The sequence below is a fragment of the Collinsella ureilytica genome (assembly GCF_019795105.1).
Lineage (GTDB): Bacteria > Actinomycetota > Coriobacteriia > Coriobacteriales > Coriobacteriaceae > Collinsella > Collinsella ureilytica.
This window is the reverse complement of the sequence record NZ_JAIMFO010000004.1, coordinates 148854-164696: the sequence shown is the minus strand read 5'-3', so window position 1 is coordinate 164696 and position 15843 is coordinate 148854. Positions and strand designations below refer to the sequence as shown.

At 49.2% G+C, this 15843-nt stretch carries 15 protein-coding genes and 1 pseudogene; 14 read left to right on the top strand and 2 right to left on the bottom strand.

Features of this window, described 5'->3' with window-relative positions:
- Positions 1 to 10 precede the first annotated feature (10 nt).
- Complete coding sequence (locus tag K6V98_RS00850; RefSeq protein WP_222198637.1) at positions 11 to 1039, top strand: aspartate-semialdehyde dehydrogenase; 1029 nt, start codon at positions 11 to 13, stop codon at positions 1037 to 1039.
- 248 nt (positions 1040 to 1287) lie between these two features.
- Here the strand turns inward: K6V98_RS00850 and K6V98_RS00845 are convergent, their stop codons facing one another.
- Complete coding sequence (locus K6V98_RS00845; protein ID WP_222198636.1) at positions 1288 to 1842, bottom strand: TetR/AcrR family transcriptional regulator; 555 nt, start codon at positions 1840 to 1842, stop codon at positions 1288 to 1290.
- A gap of 303 nt (positions 1843 to 2145) precedes the next feature.
- The gene (locus K6V98_RS00840) at positions 2146 to 2967 is read right to left on the bottom strand and encodes a class I SAM-dependent methyltransferase (protein WP_222198635.1); all 822 of its coding nucleotides are present in this window, start codon (positions 2965 to 2967) and stop codon (positions 2146 to 2148) included.
- 215 nt (positions 2968 to 3182) lie between these two features.
- Between K6V98_RS00840 and lacA the strand changes: the two genes are divergently transcribed.
- The 13 genes and pseudogenes from lacA to K6V98_RS08750 all read left to right on the top strand — a co-directional run bounded on the left by lacA (position 3183) and on the right by K6V98_RS08750 (position 15697).
- A complete protein-coding gene (gene lacA / locus K6V98_RS00835) occupies positions 3183 to 3611 on the top strand; it encodes a galactose-6-phosphate isomerase subunit LacA (protein ID WP_222198634.1) in 429 nt (142 codons plus the stop codon).
- A gap of 9 nt (positions 3612 to 3620) precedes the next feature.
- Entirely contained in the window at positions 3621 to 4148 is a 528-nt protein-coding gene (lacB, locus tag K6V98_RS00830) for a galactose-6-phosphate isomerase subunit LacB (RefSeq protein WP_222198633.1), read from the top strand.
- Positions 4149 to 4545: 397 nt separating this feature from the next.
- Entirely contained in the window at positions 4546 to 6078 is a 1533-nt protein-coding gene (locus K6V98_RS00825; protein ID WP_222198632.1) for a rhamnulokinase, read from the top strand.
- Positions 6071 to 6493 (top strand): L-fucose mutarotase, encoded by a 423-nt coding sequence (fucU, locus tag K6V98_RS00820; protein WP_222198631.1) that lies wholly within the window; start codon positions 6071 to 6073, stop codon positions 6491 to 6493. Before K6V98_RS00825 ends, fucU begins: the two co-directional genes overlap by 8 nt.
- Before the next feature lie 21 nt (positions 6494 to 6514).
- Positions 6515 to 8296 carry an L-fucose isomerase gene (locus tag K6V98_RS00815; protein ID WP_442779653.1) on the top strand — a complete coding sequence of 594 codons (1782 nt, stop codon included), beginning with the start codon at positions 6515 to 6517 and terminating at the stop codon, positions 8294 to 8296.
- Between the two features lie 8 nt (positions 8297 to 8304).
- Positions 8305 to 8958, top strand: a complete 654-nt coding sequence (locus K6V98_RS00810) for an L-fuculose-phosphate aldolase (RefSeq protein WP_222198630.1) — start codon at positions 8305 to 8307, stop codon at positions 8956 to 8958.
- 7 nt (positions 8959 to 8965) lie between these two features.
- Positions 8966 to 9442: a PTS sugar transporter subunit IIB gene (locus tag K6V98_RS00805; RefSeq protein ID WP_222198629.1), complete on the top strand. Its 477-nt coding sequence runs from the start codon at positions 8966 to 8968 to the stop codon at positions 9440 to 9442.
- 4 nt (positions 9443 to 9446) lie between these two features.
- The gene (locus tag K6V98_RS00800) at positions 9447 to 10250 is read left to right on the top strand and encodes a PTS mannose/fructose/sorbose/N-acetylgalactosamine transporter subunit IIC (protein WP_222198628.1); all 804 of its coding nucleotides are present in this window, start codon (positions 9447 to 9449) and stop codon (positions 10248 to 10250) included.
- Complete coding sequence (locus K6V98_RS00795) at positions 10247 to 11065, top strand: PTS system mannose/fructose/sorbose family transporter subunit IID (protein ID WP_371734489.1); 819 nt, start codon at positions 10247 to 10249, stop codon at positions 11063 to 11065. The genes K6V98_RS00800 and K6V98_RS00795 overlap by 4 nt, the downstream gene beginning before the upstream one ends.
- 66 nt (positions 11066 to 11131) lie before the next feature.
- Complete coding sequence (locus K6V98_RS00790; RefSeq protein WP_222198627.1) at positions 11132 to 13432, top strand: glycoside hydrolase family 95 protein; 2301 nt, start codon at positions 11132 to 11134, stop codon at positions 13430 to 13432.
- A gap of 81 nt (positions 13433 to 13513) precedes the next feature.
- A complete protein-coding gene (locus tag K6V98_RS08835; protein ID WP_222198626.1) occupies positions 13514 to 14332 on the top strand; it encodes a glycoside hydrolase family 98 domain-containing protein in 819 nt (272 codons plus the stop codon).
- A 39-nt stretch (positions 14333 to 14371) separates the two neighbouring features.
- A pseudogene (locus K6V98_RS08830) lies at positions 14372 to 15214 on the top strand (glycosyl hydrolase family 98 C-terminal domain-containing protein); the annotation flags it as partial.
- Positions 15206 to 15697: a discoidin domain-containing protein gene (locus tag K6V98_RS08750; RefSeq protein ID WP_371734508.1), complete on the top strand. Its 492-nt coding sequence runs from the start codon at positions 15206 to 15208 to the stop codon at positions 15695 to 15697. The pseudogene K6V98_RS08830 and the gene K6V98_RS08750, both read left to right, overlap by 9 nt.
- The last annotated feature ends 146 nt before the right edge of the window (positions 15698 to 15843 follow it).

Here is a 15843-nt window from a genome sequence, read left to right as displayed (position 1 = left end):
AGGAGGCATCATGAACAAAGCGTTGACGGTAGCTATTTTGGGAGCAACGGGTGCGGTTGGTACGCAGATGCTTGCGTGCCTTGCCGAGCAAGAGGTGCCAGTAGGTGAGCTGAGGCCTTTGGCAAGTGCGCGCAGCGTCGGTAAAACTGTAGTGTTTCAGGGAAAAGAAGTAGCAATTCAAGAAGCCAAGCCTGAAGCCTTTGATGGTTGCGACCTGGTGCTTGGCGCAGCAGGTGATGATATTGCTCGCGAGCTTTTGCCTGAAGCGGTTCGTCGAGGCGCGGTGGCTGTAGATAACTCACATGCTTTTCGCATGGATCCCCAGGTACCGCTTGTTATTCCTGAGATTAATGCAGACGACCTTTCGTGGCATCAAGGCATTGTTGCCAATCCCAACTGTGCCACCATCATTGGTTTAGTTCCAACCTGGCCGCTGCATAAGCTTGCAGGCGTTTCGCGGATGATTGTGTCTACCTATCAGGCAGCGAGCGGAGCTGGTGAGCCAGGTATGGCAGCGCTTGAGGCGGAGATGAAGGCTTTGGTTGGCGGAGATTCCATGCCCGCTCCTCAGGCCTTTGCAGCGCAGCTCGTGAGCAATCTGATTCCGCAGATCGGCGGCGAGCAATATGCGGGCTATACCTCTGAAGAGATGAAGCTGCAAGATGAGGGTCGCAAGATTATGCACTTGCCGGAGTTGCGCGTGAGTTGCACCTGTGTTCGCGTGCCGGTGCTTCGTTCACATTCAGAGAGCGTTACGCTTGAGTTTGAGCGCGCCGTCTCTCTTGAAGAGATTCGCGAAGCCTTGGATCAGGCTCCGGGGGTAAAGCTTGTAGATGATCTGGGAGCTGCAGACGCTCACGATCGTTTCCCCATGCCAATTGATACCAGTGATCAGGATCTTATTTGGGTTGGCCGTGTGCGCCGGGATCTTTCGAACCCTGATGAAGCGCGAGGGGTTTCTTTCTGGTGCTGTGGGGATCAGATCCGCAAGGGCGCAGCTACGAACGCCGTACAGATCGCCAAGCTGCTTTGCTCGTAGGAGCGAGCAAAGACATACAGGCTTTCACAGACCTCGGTGTGAGCTGATTGCGCTTGATGAGGCGTTAGTAGAAGTACACGAGTTGCCCTACTGTGCTTGATAGGGTGTAGCAAGGGATGTGAGTTGCCTTATCGCGCTTGATAGGGTGTAGCAAGGGCTCTCAGTGGTCTTTGGTACACCCTGCGGATGGCAACGCCTCGTCAACGTTAGGGTAGCGAAGGGCGCGAGCGGCCATTGGTGTGTCGTATCTAGCAGCGTGGGCGTAGTGCCGCAACAATTAAGGTCACCAGCTCGGCGGTAGGCATCCGTTCGGTTTGCGCAAGCCATGAACTAATGGCTCCAAGGAGTCCGGCAAGATAGAGTTCCCGCAAAACTGATCGCTCTTGGTCGGAAAGGCCTTCTGCTGGCAAAATAAAGCGGTCAGGTAGGGGTGCTAAAATAACCTTCATTTGCTGGATGAAGGATGGGTCTCCATAAGGCCCCATCAAGCGCGGTAGATAGCGCTCGTGGTGTTGCGCTAAGCGAACGATTGAGCCCATATGGCGGGAGAGGTCAAAGGTATCATCTTTGAGTAGGCGCTCGTTTACCAGAGCTCGAACCTCGTTCAAAATTTCGCGCTCTATTTGTTCAAACAGGTCATATACATCTCGAAAGTGCAGATAAAAAGTTGCACGGTTATAGCCTGCACGATCGGTAATCTCGCGGATTGTAATTTTCTCAACGGGCTTTTCTGAATAGAGTTCCCAAAACGCCTCACGTAAATTGAGGCGTGTTTGCTCAACGGCTGCCGATCGCCTGTTCATGGCTCCTCCTTGTCGGCTTGGGGGCTCACCACGGGGGTTTAAAGTATAGTCTGTGAATAAAAGTTTTGTACCAGCCGTATTCATTTCTTCTGTGAGTGGTTGCACAAGTTAGGGTGACCGAACTTGTCTGCTTGTACTGTTCTTTTTTGGAGCTATCGCAATGTCTACCTGAGGGATTGGCGGCATGCTTTTGTACGCGCCTGCTCAGTTCTGCGCGGCATGGTTGTGCAGCGGCAGCGCTCATGCTTCAACCACGTCCGACGTTCAGTGTGCAGTTCGCGCGAGGGATTATGCACCCAGCGATTATCCTTGCATGCCCTTGGTGGCTTCGATAGCAAAAAGTGGTGAGGTTGCATAATATTCGAGTTCACCCTCGTTCCACACCTCATGAGCAAAGCCTTCATCCATCCATACATCGGAATAACCGAGTTGCGGCAAGATCTCTGCATCCCAGCTTGGGCGAGAAACATAGGTGAGTGGCAGGCTGCGTGCGAGGGCTTCACAGTGAGCTTCTTGATCAGTGCTGGCAAAGGAATCGTCGCTCCACTCAAGCACGGAGGCATCAAGCTGGTCATTTGCACGCTGTTGATTCATAGACTCATTGGCGAGGTAACCGTACCAATTGGCATCAAAAATGAGAAGCTTTCCGCCCACGCGCAAGACACGGAGCCATTCTTTATAGGTGGCTTTAGGATCGGTGAGCAGCCAGCTTACGTTTCGCGACATCACAACATCAAAGCAGGCATCAGGGAAGGGGAGAGCGGAGACGTCTCCGTAATGAAATCGCGTGCGGCTCATATCGCCTGCTCGCTCAACATTTCTTTGAGCGCATGCAAGCATGGGCATACTTCCATCGAGGGCGTCAATCTCAAAACCTTCCGATGAAAGAATGACTTCAAAAAAGCCAGGGCCACAGCCCAGATCAAGAATGCGTGGAGTATGTGTCTTGTCTGAGTTGCAAAGCGGTGGGAGGCGCTTTAAAAGCGCATCTCTCCAGGCGATATGTCTCCAGTCATGGAGCTCATCTTGGACATAGTTGGAATAGGATTCTGATCGTGTGTCCCAATACTGAGTGAGTTCAGATCGGGCTGGTAGGGTAGCTGAGCTGGCAAGCACATTCGTCATAGGACTCTCACGATCTGGCGCAAAAATAAGCTGACCCGCGCCTATCTAGGATGTTATTCAATACGTCTACCGTAACATAATTTGATTCATAGAACGTTGAGATCATGAGGGCTGTGGGATGTCGTGTATGTGCCTCGCGCGTGAGAACCCATTGAAATGAAAACTTGTTTCTGCTTACATACCGCCTAAAAGTACACTGCTGCAAAGGAGCGGATATGAGAGTTGTACTTGCGTCCGATGCCAAGGGCATGCCACTGAAGGAAATCCTTAAAGAGGTGCTTATCCAAGACGGTCATGAGATTGTAGATCTTTCTGAAGCGCCTGCCGCTGATTTTGTTGATGGGGCAGTAGCTGCAGCTCATGATCTTCTTGAACATGAGGACTCGCTTGGTTTTGCATTTGATGCGTATGGTGTTGGCAGCTATATGGTTGCTACCCGAGTGAAGGGTATGGTTGCTGCGAATATCTCAGATGAGCGCAGCGCCTACATGACACGAGAGCATAATAACTCGCGTTTGGTATGTCTGGGCTCTCAGGTGGTTGGAGCTGAGGTCGCAAAGCGTATTGTGCGTGAGTTTTTGCGGGCAGATTATGCCGCCGGTCGCCATCAGGTTCGTGTCGATATGCTCAATGCAATGGCGTAAGGGGAAGTTATGTCCAAAAAGATTATTGCGCTTGGCTGTGATCATATCGTTACCGACGAGAAGATCTATTTGCATGATCGTCTTGAAGCAGCAGGTTACGAGGTGCTGGATTGCGGCACCGATAGCCACACACGCACGCACTACCCGCTCTTTGGAAAAGCAGTTGGTGAGGCTGTTGCCAGTGGCCGTGCTGATTTTGGTGTTGTGCTTTGTGGTACGGGCATTGGCATCACGAATGCGGTCAATAAGGTTCCGGGTGCTCGTTGTGCCCTGGTGCGCGATATGACGAGCGCTCTATATGCTCGTCGTGAACTCAATGCCAACATCGTTGGGTTTGGGGGTAAGATCACGGGCGAGTTCCTCATGGCAGACATCATGCTTGCTTTTTTGGAGGCCGACTATGAGCCAACTCCTGAGCGCGATGCATTGGTGGCAAAAATTGATGCTGTGAATCAGGCGGATGCAGATGCGCAAGCCAATCCGCATTTCTTTGATGAGATCTTGGCAAAATGGGATCGTGGAGAGTATCACGATTAGTAGCGTATAGCTCCATGTCTTTTGTTGCGTGAGGAAGGCAGTCTTCTTGTGTGAAGGCTGCCTTCCTTTTGATCAGTCTCCCACGCTGAATTGCGATATTTCATGGGATTGCTGGGGCAATGTGCGATTCTTTACGTGGTCTATGTAAGCATCTCGCTATTTACAGGTAATACAAGATTGGGCACAGCGCTCATTTTGATCCCCGATTACCGTTCGCTGACAAAAACTAGCCGCTGGCGGTAAAGAATTTCTCTCGACATATGCAATTAAGCTTTCTGCGATATAACTGTAACCGATTCAAGTTGAACCGGTTACAATTTACAGTGAATGCTCTTGACCTGGAGTTTTGCTGTATATCGAACGGATCACCTTGCCACTCGTTGAAACGGAGATGCAGATGGGGAGCGTGTCCAAAATCGTGGGGCATCTGAGTCCTCGCGATGGATCTGACATACATGTGTTGGCAATTGATTTAGGCGCATCAGGTGGTCGCGCAATTGTTGGTAGCCTTGGTGCTAATCAGGTATTACGCCTCGAAGAAGTGTATCGCTTTGAGAATGGTCCGGTCGCGGGTGTACAGCCTTTGCAGTGGGACTTTGAGCATCTTCTGAAAGAAGTGCAGGTTGGGATAGCACAGGCACAGGTTCGATTTGAACTCACAAGCGTAGGCATTGATACATGGGGTGTTGACTATGGCCTCATTGGTGCAGATAATTCCCTGCTTGCTAATCCAGTGCATTACCGAAGTGTCCGCATGCAGGGAGTAGCTGCACGGTGTGCTGAAGCAGGCCTGCTCGAGGACATCTATGCGGAGACTGGTATTCAGCCACTCGATATCAATACGTTGTTTCAGCTCGTCGCGCAAAAACGTGATGAGAGTGAATTGCTTGATCGCGCGAAGCAAATCCTCTTTATGCCCGATCTTTTAATTTGGGGTCTGACTGGCATCTGCGGTACAGAGCCGAGTATTGCCTCTACGTCACAGATACTTAAGAATTCAAACGTGCAATGGTCAAACATGGTGGCTGATCGTTTTGGAATAAAGAAGCACCTCCTTCCAACAATTGGTAAAGCTGGCGTGACTGTTGGTTGCATAAGCAGCGATTTACCGGCAGCAGGCTTGCCTGTCGTGCGGGTATGCGGGCACGATACGGCTAGTGCAGTGGCAGCGCTTACCCTTGACCCTCATGATGCATTTATTTCCTGTGGTACATGGTCGCTCATTGGAACGGTTTTGGACGAGCTTGTACTAACGTCTGAGGCTCAACAGGCTGGTTTGAGCAATGAGCTCGGGGCAGATGACTCGATTTTATTGCTCAAAAACTGCACCGGTCTTTGGATTGCTCAGCAGTTACGTCGCGAACTCATGGAACAGGCTGTAAGAAATCTTACCTGGGAAGAAATTGCTCAGGCTGCATCTGATGTAGAACCTTTTGCATATCTTATTGATACTGAGGATCCAGCGTTTGCAACTGCTCAGAATGTACTCAACCGCATCCTTGAACAAACGGGTTTAATCGTGCACTTTACACGTGAAGATGTATCTCACCAGGTAATTGGGTCGCTTTTCCGTTGCGTATATGACAGTCTAGCGCTGACATACCGCAAGGTCATAGAAGCAATCGAGAGCATTACTCATCGAACCTTGACCTCCATTCGTCTCATTGGAGGCGGTTCTCAGAATCCAGTTCTTTGTCAGGCAGTTGCAGATGCAACAGGTAGGCGTATATGTGCGAGGCCAGTTGAGGCTACTGCGATAGGCAATATTTTGAGCCAACTGATTGCTTGCGGCGCATATCAAACACTAGAAGAAGCGCGCTCAAAAGCGTTAAGCACCTTTGTGCCTACCTGCTATGTACCTCTTGTTTATATGAGCTCTGATGTGCTTGAACGTTTTGATCTTCTAGAAAAGGAGACGCAAGATGCTTAAAGGCGTTCCATCCATTATCTCCCCAGATCTATTAAAAGCTTTGGCTGAGATGGGTCATGGCGATGAGATTGTTCTTGTTGACGCAAACTTTCCAGCAGCTTCAAATGCAAAAAGGCTCATCCGTCTCGATGGCGTTGCTATGCCTGAGCTACTACAAGCGGTTCTTCAGCTCATTCCTTTAGACCCATACGTAGCTACACCCGCTGTGCTTATGCAGGTGGTAGATGGAGATCTTCCTCCAGCAATTTGGGAAACCTATCGTCGCGTTATCGAGGCGGAGGCAGGCGGAGTGGTGGTAAGCCACATTGCACGTGCTGATTTTTATGAGCGTAGCAGGGCTGCATATGCAGTTGTTGCAACTGGCGAGCAATCTCCCTACGGAAACATCGTATTGAAAAAAGGCGTTGTGAGCTAAGTGATCGGGAAGGAGATCAAGGTGTATCCAAAGATTGGTATCCGACCAGTAATTGATGGTCGTCAAGGGGGTGTACGAGAGTCCCTTGAAGAGCAAACAATGGCTATGGCCTTTGCTGCTCAAACCCTAATCGAGACGCATCTTCACTATGCAGACGGCTCTCCGGCTCAATGTGTTGTTGCATCTACCACCATTGGTGGTCGTGCTGATGCTGAGCGCGTGAGGCAGGAGTTTTTGAGTCAAAACGTGTGTGCAACACTTACGGTTACTCCTTGTTGGTGCTACGGAACTGAAACTATGGATCTTGATCCAATGACGGTCAAGGCAATTTGGGGCTTCAATGGTACCGAGCGTCCCGGTGCTGTTTATCTTGCAGCAGCAGCTGCCGCAGCAACTCAGTATGGTTTGCCCACGTTTAAAATCTATGGACACGACGTTCAAGAGGCAGATGATACTGACATTCCGACAGACGTGCGTGAGAAGCTGCTCTCGTTTGCTCGTTGTGCCTTGGTGGTTGGACAAATGCGTGGCAAGTCATATGTCAATATTGGCGCATGTGCTATGGGCATTGCGGGATCACAAGTGAGTACGGAGTTCTTTGGTAAGTACCTTGGCATGGGCGTTGAATATGTTGACATGACAGAAATTCTTCGCCGTATGACGCTTGAGATCTATGACCCAGATGAAGTGTATCAAGTTCGTACATGGATCGCTGAGAAGTGTCACGAGGGCGTAGATATTAATACTGGTAAAAGTCTTCCCGATATCATTTCTCGCTCAAAAGTCGTCCCAGCAGATGAAGACTGGGATTTCATTGCAAAGCAAGCGGTCATTGTTCGCGATATTCTTTTCGGAAATCAAAGACTCGCAGACCTTGGCTGGCTGGAAGAGGCTCGCGGCCATAACGCGATTGCTGGTGGTTTTCAGGGTCAGCGTCAGTGGACTGATTGGCTCCCGAACGGGGACTTTGTCGAGGCAATTATGGCATCGACGTTTGATTGGAGCGGTCCGCGTCAGCCAACTGCATTCGCTACAGAAAACGATACTCTCAATGGTGCCGCTATGCTTTTTGGCACCTTGCTCACTAACCGAGCACCAATTTTTTCTGATGTGCGTACCTATTGGAGTCCAGAGGCCGTGAAGCGTGTGACTGGCCATACCCTTCAGGGGCGGGCAGTCCATGGCGTGCTGCATTTAATCAATTCTGGAGCTACTGCTCTCGATGCAACCTGTGCATCTCGTGATGCAGAAGGCCAGCCGACCATGAAGAGCTTTTGGGACATGCAGCCAGAAGATGTTGAGGCTTGCTTGCGTGCTACCGATTGGTGCCGGGCAAATTATGAGTATTTCAGAGGCGGTGGCTTCTCATCTCATTTTAAGACCTTAGCGGAGATTCCTTTGACGATGATTCGCGTTAATTTGGTTGATGGACTCGGTCCTACGCTGCAGCTTGCTGAGGGCTATACCTGTGTACTTCCTGAAGATATTCATCAGGTGCTTGATGAGCGCACAGATAAAACTTGGCCAACCACATGGTTTGCACCACGACTGGGAGCTCCAGGTTTTGAGAGTGTCTATGAGGTGATGAGCGCGTGGGGAGCCAATCATGGTGCCTCAGTCTTTGGGCATGTGGGAGCTGATCTCTTAACGCTTGCGAGCATGCTTCGTATTCCGGTTACGTTGCACAATGTTGATTCCTCGCGCATATTTCGTCCCAGTTCGTTTGGTGGCTTTGGTACCAAGGAGCTGGAAAGTGCAGACGTGCGCGCGTGCCAAGCGCTCGGTCCCATGTATCGTGGTTAGAGGTATGTATGTTTATAGAATCCTATCGCGCCCAGTTAATTGCTTTTGGTAAGCGACTGGTAGATTCAGGCTTAACCAAGGGAACGGGTGGCAACTTAAGTATCTTCGATCGTGAGCATAACCAGATGGCAATCACACCATCGGGCATCGATTTTTTTGAGATTCGCGAGGAAGATATTGTCATTGTCGGTGCGGATGGCCAAGTCGTTGAGGGATCGCGTACGCCTTCAAGTGAGTGGCAAATGCACCTTGAAACCTATCTTGCACGCCCAGATATTGATGCAGTTATACATGCTCATACGACCTATGCAACTGCTTTAGCAATCGCAAGAATTCCTTTACGCGCAACGCATTATATGGTTGCAGTTGCAGGGTCAGATGTGCGGGTAGCTGAGTATGCAACCTATGGAACACCGGAGCTTGCACACAATGCGGTCAAGGCAATGGAAGGGCGACGTGCGGTATTACTCGCCAATCACGGCATCTTGGCTGGTGCGGCAGATTTGCTCAATGCATTCAATATCGTGGAGGAGGTGGAGTACTGCGCCAAAGTTTTTTGTATTGCCAAGAGCGTGGGTGATCCCGTAGTGCTTGATGGTGAAGAGATGGCGCGGATGGCTGAGAAGTTCAAGACATATGGACAGCGGACAACCAGGAAGTAGGGACAGTATGGCAATTGTGTTTTCGCGTATCGATGATCGCTTATTGCATGGTCAGGTGGTAACCACGTGGCTCAAGCGATATGAGATTGAACAGGCAATCATCGTGAGTGATGAGGTGTCACGCGATGCCACGCGACAAGCCATTCTTAAAATGGCTGCACCGCAGGGACTGAAAGTAGTGTGCTTCTCTCCGAGTAAATTAGTTGAGGTGTTGCAAAAAACTGAGGTTAAACGTCAGACGATGCTGATCTTTACTAACCCGCGTGAGGTTTGGGAATGCGTAGAAGGCGGCATCAAGATTGACTTTTTGAATGTTGGCAATATGAGTAAGACCGAGACGAACGAAAAGGTAACTGCTGGCGTGGCCTTGACCGAGGAAGATCGAACATACTTCGGCAAACTCATTGACGCTGGCATCAAGATTGAAGTTCAAATGGTGCCTACAGATAAGATCGAGGAAATGAAAGACGTATTAGGGAGGTAATGCAATGTTGGTGCAAGCGTGTCTAGTGGCGCTGGTAGGCATCGTTGCGACGATTGACTACAACGGCCCTTTGTTTATGATCCATCGACCCTTGGTGACGGGCACCATGGTTGGTTTGGTGCTCGGAGATATTGCACAAGGTGTCATGATTGGTGCGACGCTTGAGCTCATGTGGCTTGGCGTAACAGGTATTGGTGGATACACACCGCCCGATACGATTTCTGGTGCGATTATCGGTACTGCTTTAGGCATTTTGTCTGGCCAGGGAACAACGGCAGGTATTGCAATCGCTGTTCCTGTTGCCGTAATTACGCAGCAGCTTGATGTATTAGCAAAAACAGCAGACATCTTTTTTGTAAAGAAGGCAGATGCGGCAGCCGAACGCGGTGATATTTCTAAGATTGGTTTGTATCAGTTTGCATGCTTGGGGATCATCGTCCTCTTTAAGGTTGTTCCCATTTTCCTGGCAGTGCTCGTTGGCGGTGAATATGTCCAGCATCTCTTTGACATGATCCCTGAGGTTGTTATGAAAGGACTCAATGTAGCTGGTGGTCTGTTGCCGGCAATTGGTTTTGGCATGCTGTTGAACATGATGCTTAAAAAAGATAATTGGGTCTTTTTGCTGGTTGGCTTTATTTGCGCTGCCTTCGGTGGTATGTCAACGATCGCTATCACGTTTGTTGGTGTTGCAGTTTCTTACTTGGTTATTTGGATGCGTCCAGATGCACATGTTGTTACAAACGATGCTTCAGAAGCTGGTTCTGTGGTGGTCGAGAATTCCGATGGGGAAGAGGTGTATGACCTGTGAGTGAGCATAAGAATGCCATCACGAAAGGTGATGTAAACAAGATGTTTGGCCGTGCGCTTATGTACGGTGCCTCTTGGAATTATGAACGCATGCAAAATTTGGGCTTTCTGTACATGATGGTTCCTGCCCTGCGTCGTGTATATGGCTCAAAGGATAAAGACGAGATGGCAACTGCTATGAAGCGCCATCTGGAATTCTTTAACACGCACCAAACTGCTGCTCCATTTATTGGCGGTGTAGCTGCTGCGATGGAGGAAGAAGAGGGAAACGAAGCAGGTAGTGCCATTTCCGGTATCAAAGTGGGTCTCATGGGGCCTTTGGCGGGAGTTGGTGACAGTCTTATCTGGCTGACGCTGGTACCCATTTGCTTCAGTATTGGCGCATCTTATTCTCAAGAAGGCGGCCTCATCGGTGTTTTGCTAGCTCTGCTGCTTATTAATATCATTAATGTGCCGCTTAAGTTCTTTGGGCTGAAGTTTGGCTATTCAAGTGGTTCAAAGTTTATTCAAGAGAGTGCGGCTCGAGGCACACTTGATAAGATCACAAGCATGGCTACAGCGCTTGGGTTGGTGCTAGTCGGTGGATTGATTCCCATGATGGTTTCGGTCACATTTGGCCTGTCCTTTACGCAAGGAGATTTGACCGTCAGCCTGCAGGAGATTCTGACCAATCTGCTTCCCGGCGTTGTGCCGATGCTTTTGACGCTTGCTATGTGCAAGCTAGTACGCAAGGGCAAGAGCCCGGTTGTTTTGATCGTATGCGTGCTGATCGCCGCTGTGCTTCTTACGATGTGTGGTGTACTGACGACTGCGTAGTAGTTTGCATGTTGAGAGGGGTGCAGTTGTTAGGCTGCGCCCCTTTTTTGATCGATGGGAGAAGCAGTGGAGCTCTGGTTTGACAGGCCGGCACAAACCTGGAATGAAGCCTTGCCGATCGGCAATGGCCATATTGGCGGTATGGTATTCGGCGGTATTGCGCACGAGACGATTTGCTTAAATGATGAAACGCTTTGGTATCGCGGGAAGGCTGATCGTAACAACCCTGATGCTGCAGACTATCTTGCAACAATACGGCACCTGCTCGCAGAAGGTGATGTGGCGACTTCAGAGGATCTTGTGCGCCTGACCATGTTTGCAACTCCGCGAGACCAGAGTCATTACGAAACCCTTGGTGAGCTGCATATTGAGCAGCTAGGGCTAGGAGAAACATCTTCATATCGGCGATCGCTGGATCTTGATAGAGCACTGGGAGCAGTGAGCTTTGAGTCAGATGGCGTGACCTACACCCGAACAGTATTTTGTAGCCTTGCAACCAATGCGCTTATAGGGCAGATACATGCGTCGCGTCCCGGTGCTCTGAAGTTGCGAATCGCGCTTGGCCGCAAGAAGCGTTTCAACGATAGCGTCTGTCAGGTTGAAGCCGGGATCATTATGAGTGGCCATGCTGGTGGTGTGGCAGGTGTGGGCTTTCAAGTGGGATGTCGCATCGTATCATGCGATGGATCTGTGCGCATTATGGGCGAGACGATTGTTATCGACAACGCGACTACGGTGGTATTTTCGCTTGTCTCTTGTACAGATTACTGGAGTGCTCAAAGAGATATGGCTTGTGGACGTGAGCTTCAAGCGGCTGCAAGTTTGGTGTATGGGGATGCATTGGTAGAGCACATTCGTGCATATCAGAACCAATTCTCACGCGTTGGATTAGAGCTGCCGAATGATGCTTCAGACAGAGACGCGCCGCTTAATCAGTTGCTTGCCCAAGCTGAGGCAGGCTCTATCAGCACGTACTTAGTTCAGCTTGCATTTGATTATGGTCGCTACCTTTTAATCTCTTCAAGTCAGCCAGGGGGCTTACCGGCAAATCTACAGGGCATCTGGTGCGACGATATTGATCCGATCTGGGGCTCAAAGTATACGATTAATATCAATACGGAAATGAATTATTGGCTGTGCGGGCCTTGTGATTTACCTGAAGCGCAACAGCCATTGTTTGATTTGCTGGAACGGATGCGTGAGTCCGGTCGCGTAACGGCGCAAAAGATGTATCAAGCGCGTGGCTTTACCTGTCATCACAATACGGATGGCTTTGCCGATACGGCACCGCAGTCTCATGCCATTGGTGCAGCTGTTTGGCCGATGACTGTTCCATGGCTCCTGACTCATATTTGGGAACAGTGGCAATACACGCAGGATCGATCGCTTATACAAGATCATTTTGAAATGTTCAAAGAAGCGGCACTGTTCTATGAGGATTACCTGTTTGAGCATCAAGGATATTTGGTTTCCGGCCCCTCAGCTTCACCGGAGAATGCGTATCGTTTGCCGGATGGGACAACTGGTAATGTTTGCTTAGGTCCGACAATTGATAATTCAATTCTTCGCTTCTTCTTTGACTGCTGCTTAGATATTGCTCAAGAACTCGAGGATACCAGTGATTTTGCTGATCGTATTCGATCTATGCGAGATCGTTTGGCACCGCTTCGCATCGGTCGCTATGGACAGATTCAAGAATGGCTTGAAGACTACGAAGAGGTGGAAGTAGGGCATCGTCACATTTCTCCACTCTTTGGCTTGCATCCGGGGCATGAGATTGATATTGAGACAAGCCCTCATTTGGCGCATGCAGCGGCCAAGACCATCGAGCGCCGCCTGATGGGAAGCGCGTATCTCAATAAGACTGAGCGTAATCGAGCAATTGATGATTGGAAGGGTGCGGGCTTGCATGCAAGTACGCGAACGGGATGGAGTAGCGCTTGGCTCATCCATTTCAATGCGCGCCTGCAGAATGGTGAAGCATGTTTCGAGGAACTCAGTGGAATGTTGGCAAGTAGTATGTTGCCTAACTTATTCTGTGATCATCCTCCTTTTCAAATTGATGGGAATTTTGGCTTAACAAGCGGTATATGCGAAATGCTGCTGCAAAGTCATGCTCAGCGTGTGCGTGTACTCCCGGCACTTCCGAGCGCATGGCCTGATGGAGTCGCACGTGGTTTGCGTGTGCGTGGTGGACAAAAGGTCTCTCTTTCTTGGAAGGACGGAAAGCTTTCACGTATTGAGGTGTATGGCGAACCTCATGACATTTTTAGCTTTACGGTTCCGGAGTCTGTTTCTGCTTTTGGGGAGCGACTAGACATCGATGCTCAACTTGATGAGCAAGGAGCTTATTACATGACCTGGTAAAACAGGAAGGAGCAAGCTATAAAAATAAAGAAATACTCGCTTTTAACAATCGCATTTGCATGTTTGTTTGGAGTGCTTCTCGTGTCTTTAGCTCCAAGATATGTATGGGCAGAAGAACCTGAGATGCGAACGACCATCAATAATGAATCTCCGTTGTTGCTTTCTGCTGTGTATGGTGATTCAACCGATGGCCTATGGTGGGGTAATACACTTGAAGGCGCTTGGAGAGCAATCCCGGATGATGTAAAGCCTTATTCTGCAATCGAGCTTCATCCAGCAAAGGTATGCAAGCCAACAAGTTGTACTCCACGCGATACCCCAGAGCTGAGATCTTGGTACATTTCAATGTTAGATACAGCTCAAAGGCATAACATCCTGGTATTTTTAGTAATTATGTCTGCTGGTGAGCGCAACACGGTTCCTGCACAATGGCTGGAAGAGCAGTTCCAGAAGTACAGTGTTCTTAAAGGCGTTTTAAACATTGAGAACTATTGGATTTATAACGACGATATTGCCACGCATAGTGCTCAATATCTTAAAGTATGCGCACGATATGGAGGACATTTTATCTGGCATGACCACCAGAATTGGTTTTGGCAACGGGTGATGGGAAACAAGGCCTTTCATGATGCCGCGAAGAAGTATTCAAAAAATCTGGTGATTGCAACAAAGAACACTCCAATCTGTGATGACGCATCAACGGACAGCATTGTGTCTGGATTATGGCTGAGCGGCTATTGTGATAATTGGGGAGCATCAACTGATACATGGAAGTGGTGGGAGAAGGGCTATACGGATGTTTTTGAATCGCGCGGTACGCGACAACGCGACATGCGATCCTACGCCAGTGAGCCCGAGACCATGATTGCCATGGAGATGATGAACGTTTATACAAATTGAGGCACAGTATATAACTTTGAATGCGCTGCCTATACATTTATGGATAATGACCGTCCTACACCAGCTTTTACAAACGGTATTATCCCAATGTTTCGGCGAGCTATAGCCCATCCTGCACCTACTCGAGAAGACGTTCGTGCACGAACGAAGGCGGTCTTTTGGGAAAAAGACGGTTCTATTTCTAGTATGAAGGACTTTTACACTGATCTTTATTCAGATGATGAGACGATGCCTTTATATGACACAGGGCGTTATCTTATCCTGCCTGTTATACCAGGTACTACATCTGAAGAAGAAATTAGTGAGCTCTTTCCACATACCGCTATTCTGACGAAATCAAGTCCTGATCTTGTTCATAAAACTGAGTTTTTAAATTCACTTTACCCGCGCTTGTATGCGGGAACGGCTTACGCACAACGTGTGGGGAAGAGTTGGTATGTATATAACAGCAACGCAAATGTAAACCGCGAATAAGAGGCTCTGCTTCCCTTATATATAAATGCTTCCGGTACACTCAAACTATCCCTACAGCCTCATACATATGCCATCGTTGATGAGAACACAGATTCTGTATCTCTGACATTGCAAAATTATCGGGTAAATAAAGAAGCTATGTGGTCAGTCAATGGTAACTTTGATGCATCGCAAAGCTGGAAACAAGGAGAGCTCGCTCTTGCAAATTGGTTGAGTGAGCATTACTGCGTAAATCCTGATGATACTGAGCTGCGAGAAACTACTGTTGTGCTTTACGCAAAGCCTGGAGCTGAACATCCCCATCTTGTCATCTCGGGCAGTGAGGGTAGGTATCGCTATGAAGATGCGTGGGATCCAGAGTCTGGGCAGTATACGTTGCATATCCATCACAATGGTGCAGTGCAGATCACTCTCAATGCCGCAGGTGATGGCCCAGTAGAGGTTCCGAATCCAGACCCCTTTGGTGCGAATCGAGAAAATCTTGCACGGGGGAAACACGCAACGCAGAGTTCAACAGCGTATAGAGCTCCTGCAGCTCTGGCGGTAGATGGTAATAGAAAGGGTGATTTTGCAGGGCATTCTTTTACTCATACTGGAACAGCAGAGCCGGCTTGGTGGCAGGTTGACTTGGGCTCAGATATAAAAATTTCTGACATTTACCTATTTAATAGAACTGATACCGAGAGCCAGCGCTTTTCAAATTATGACGTAGAGATTCTTAATGGAGCAGGCACAGTTGTATGGAGTGAGCATCAGGATGGATTTCCGATTTCGAGCAAAGTCTTTTCTGTTGGAGGGGTCGTTGGTCGAACCGTACGCATTCGCTTGCTTGGAGCAGGTGTGCCATTAAGCTTGGCTGAAGTTGAGGTATATGCTTCAGTGGATCAGTAGACGGTCAAGTAAGCCCGCTGTTGTGTTATGCGCCCAACAGCGGGCTTATTAACTATTGTGAGGATATGCATTTTCATTTGAACCGGTTCCAGACCCTGCGCGCACTGTGGGACAATGAGCGCGTCTCCGGAACGATGTGCATGATG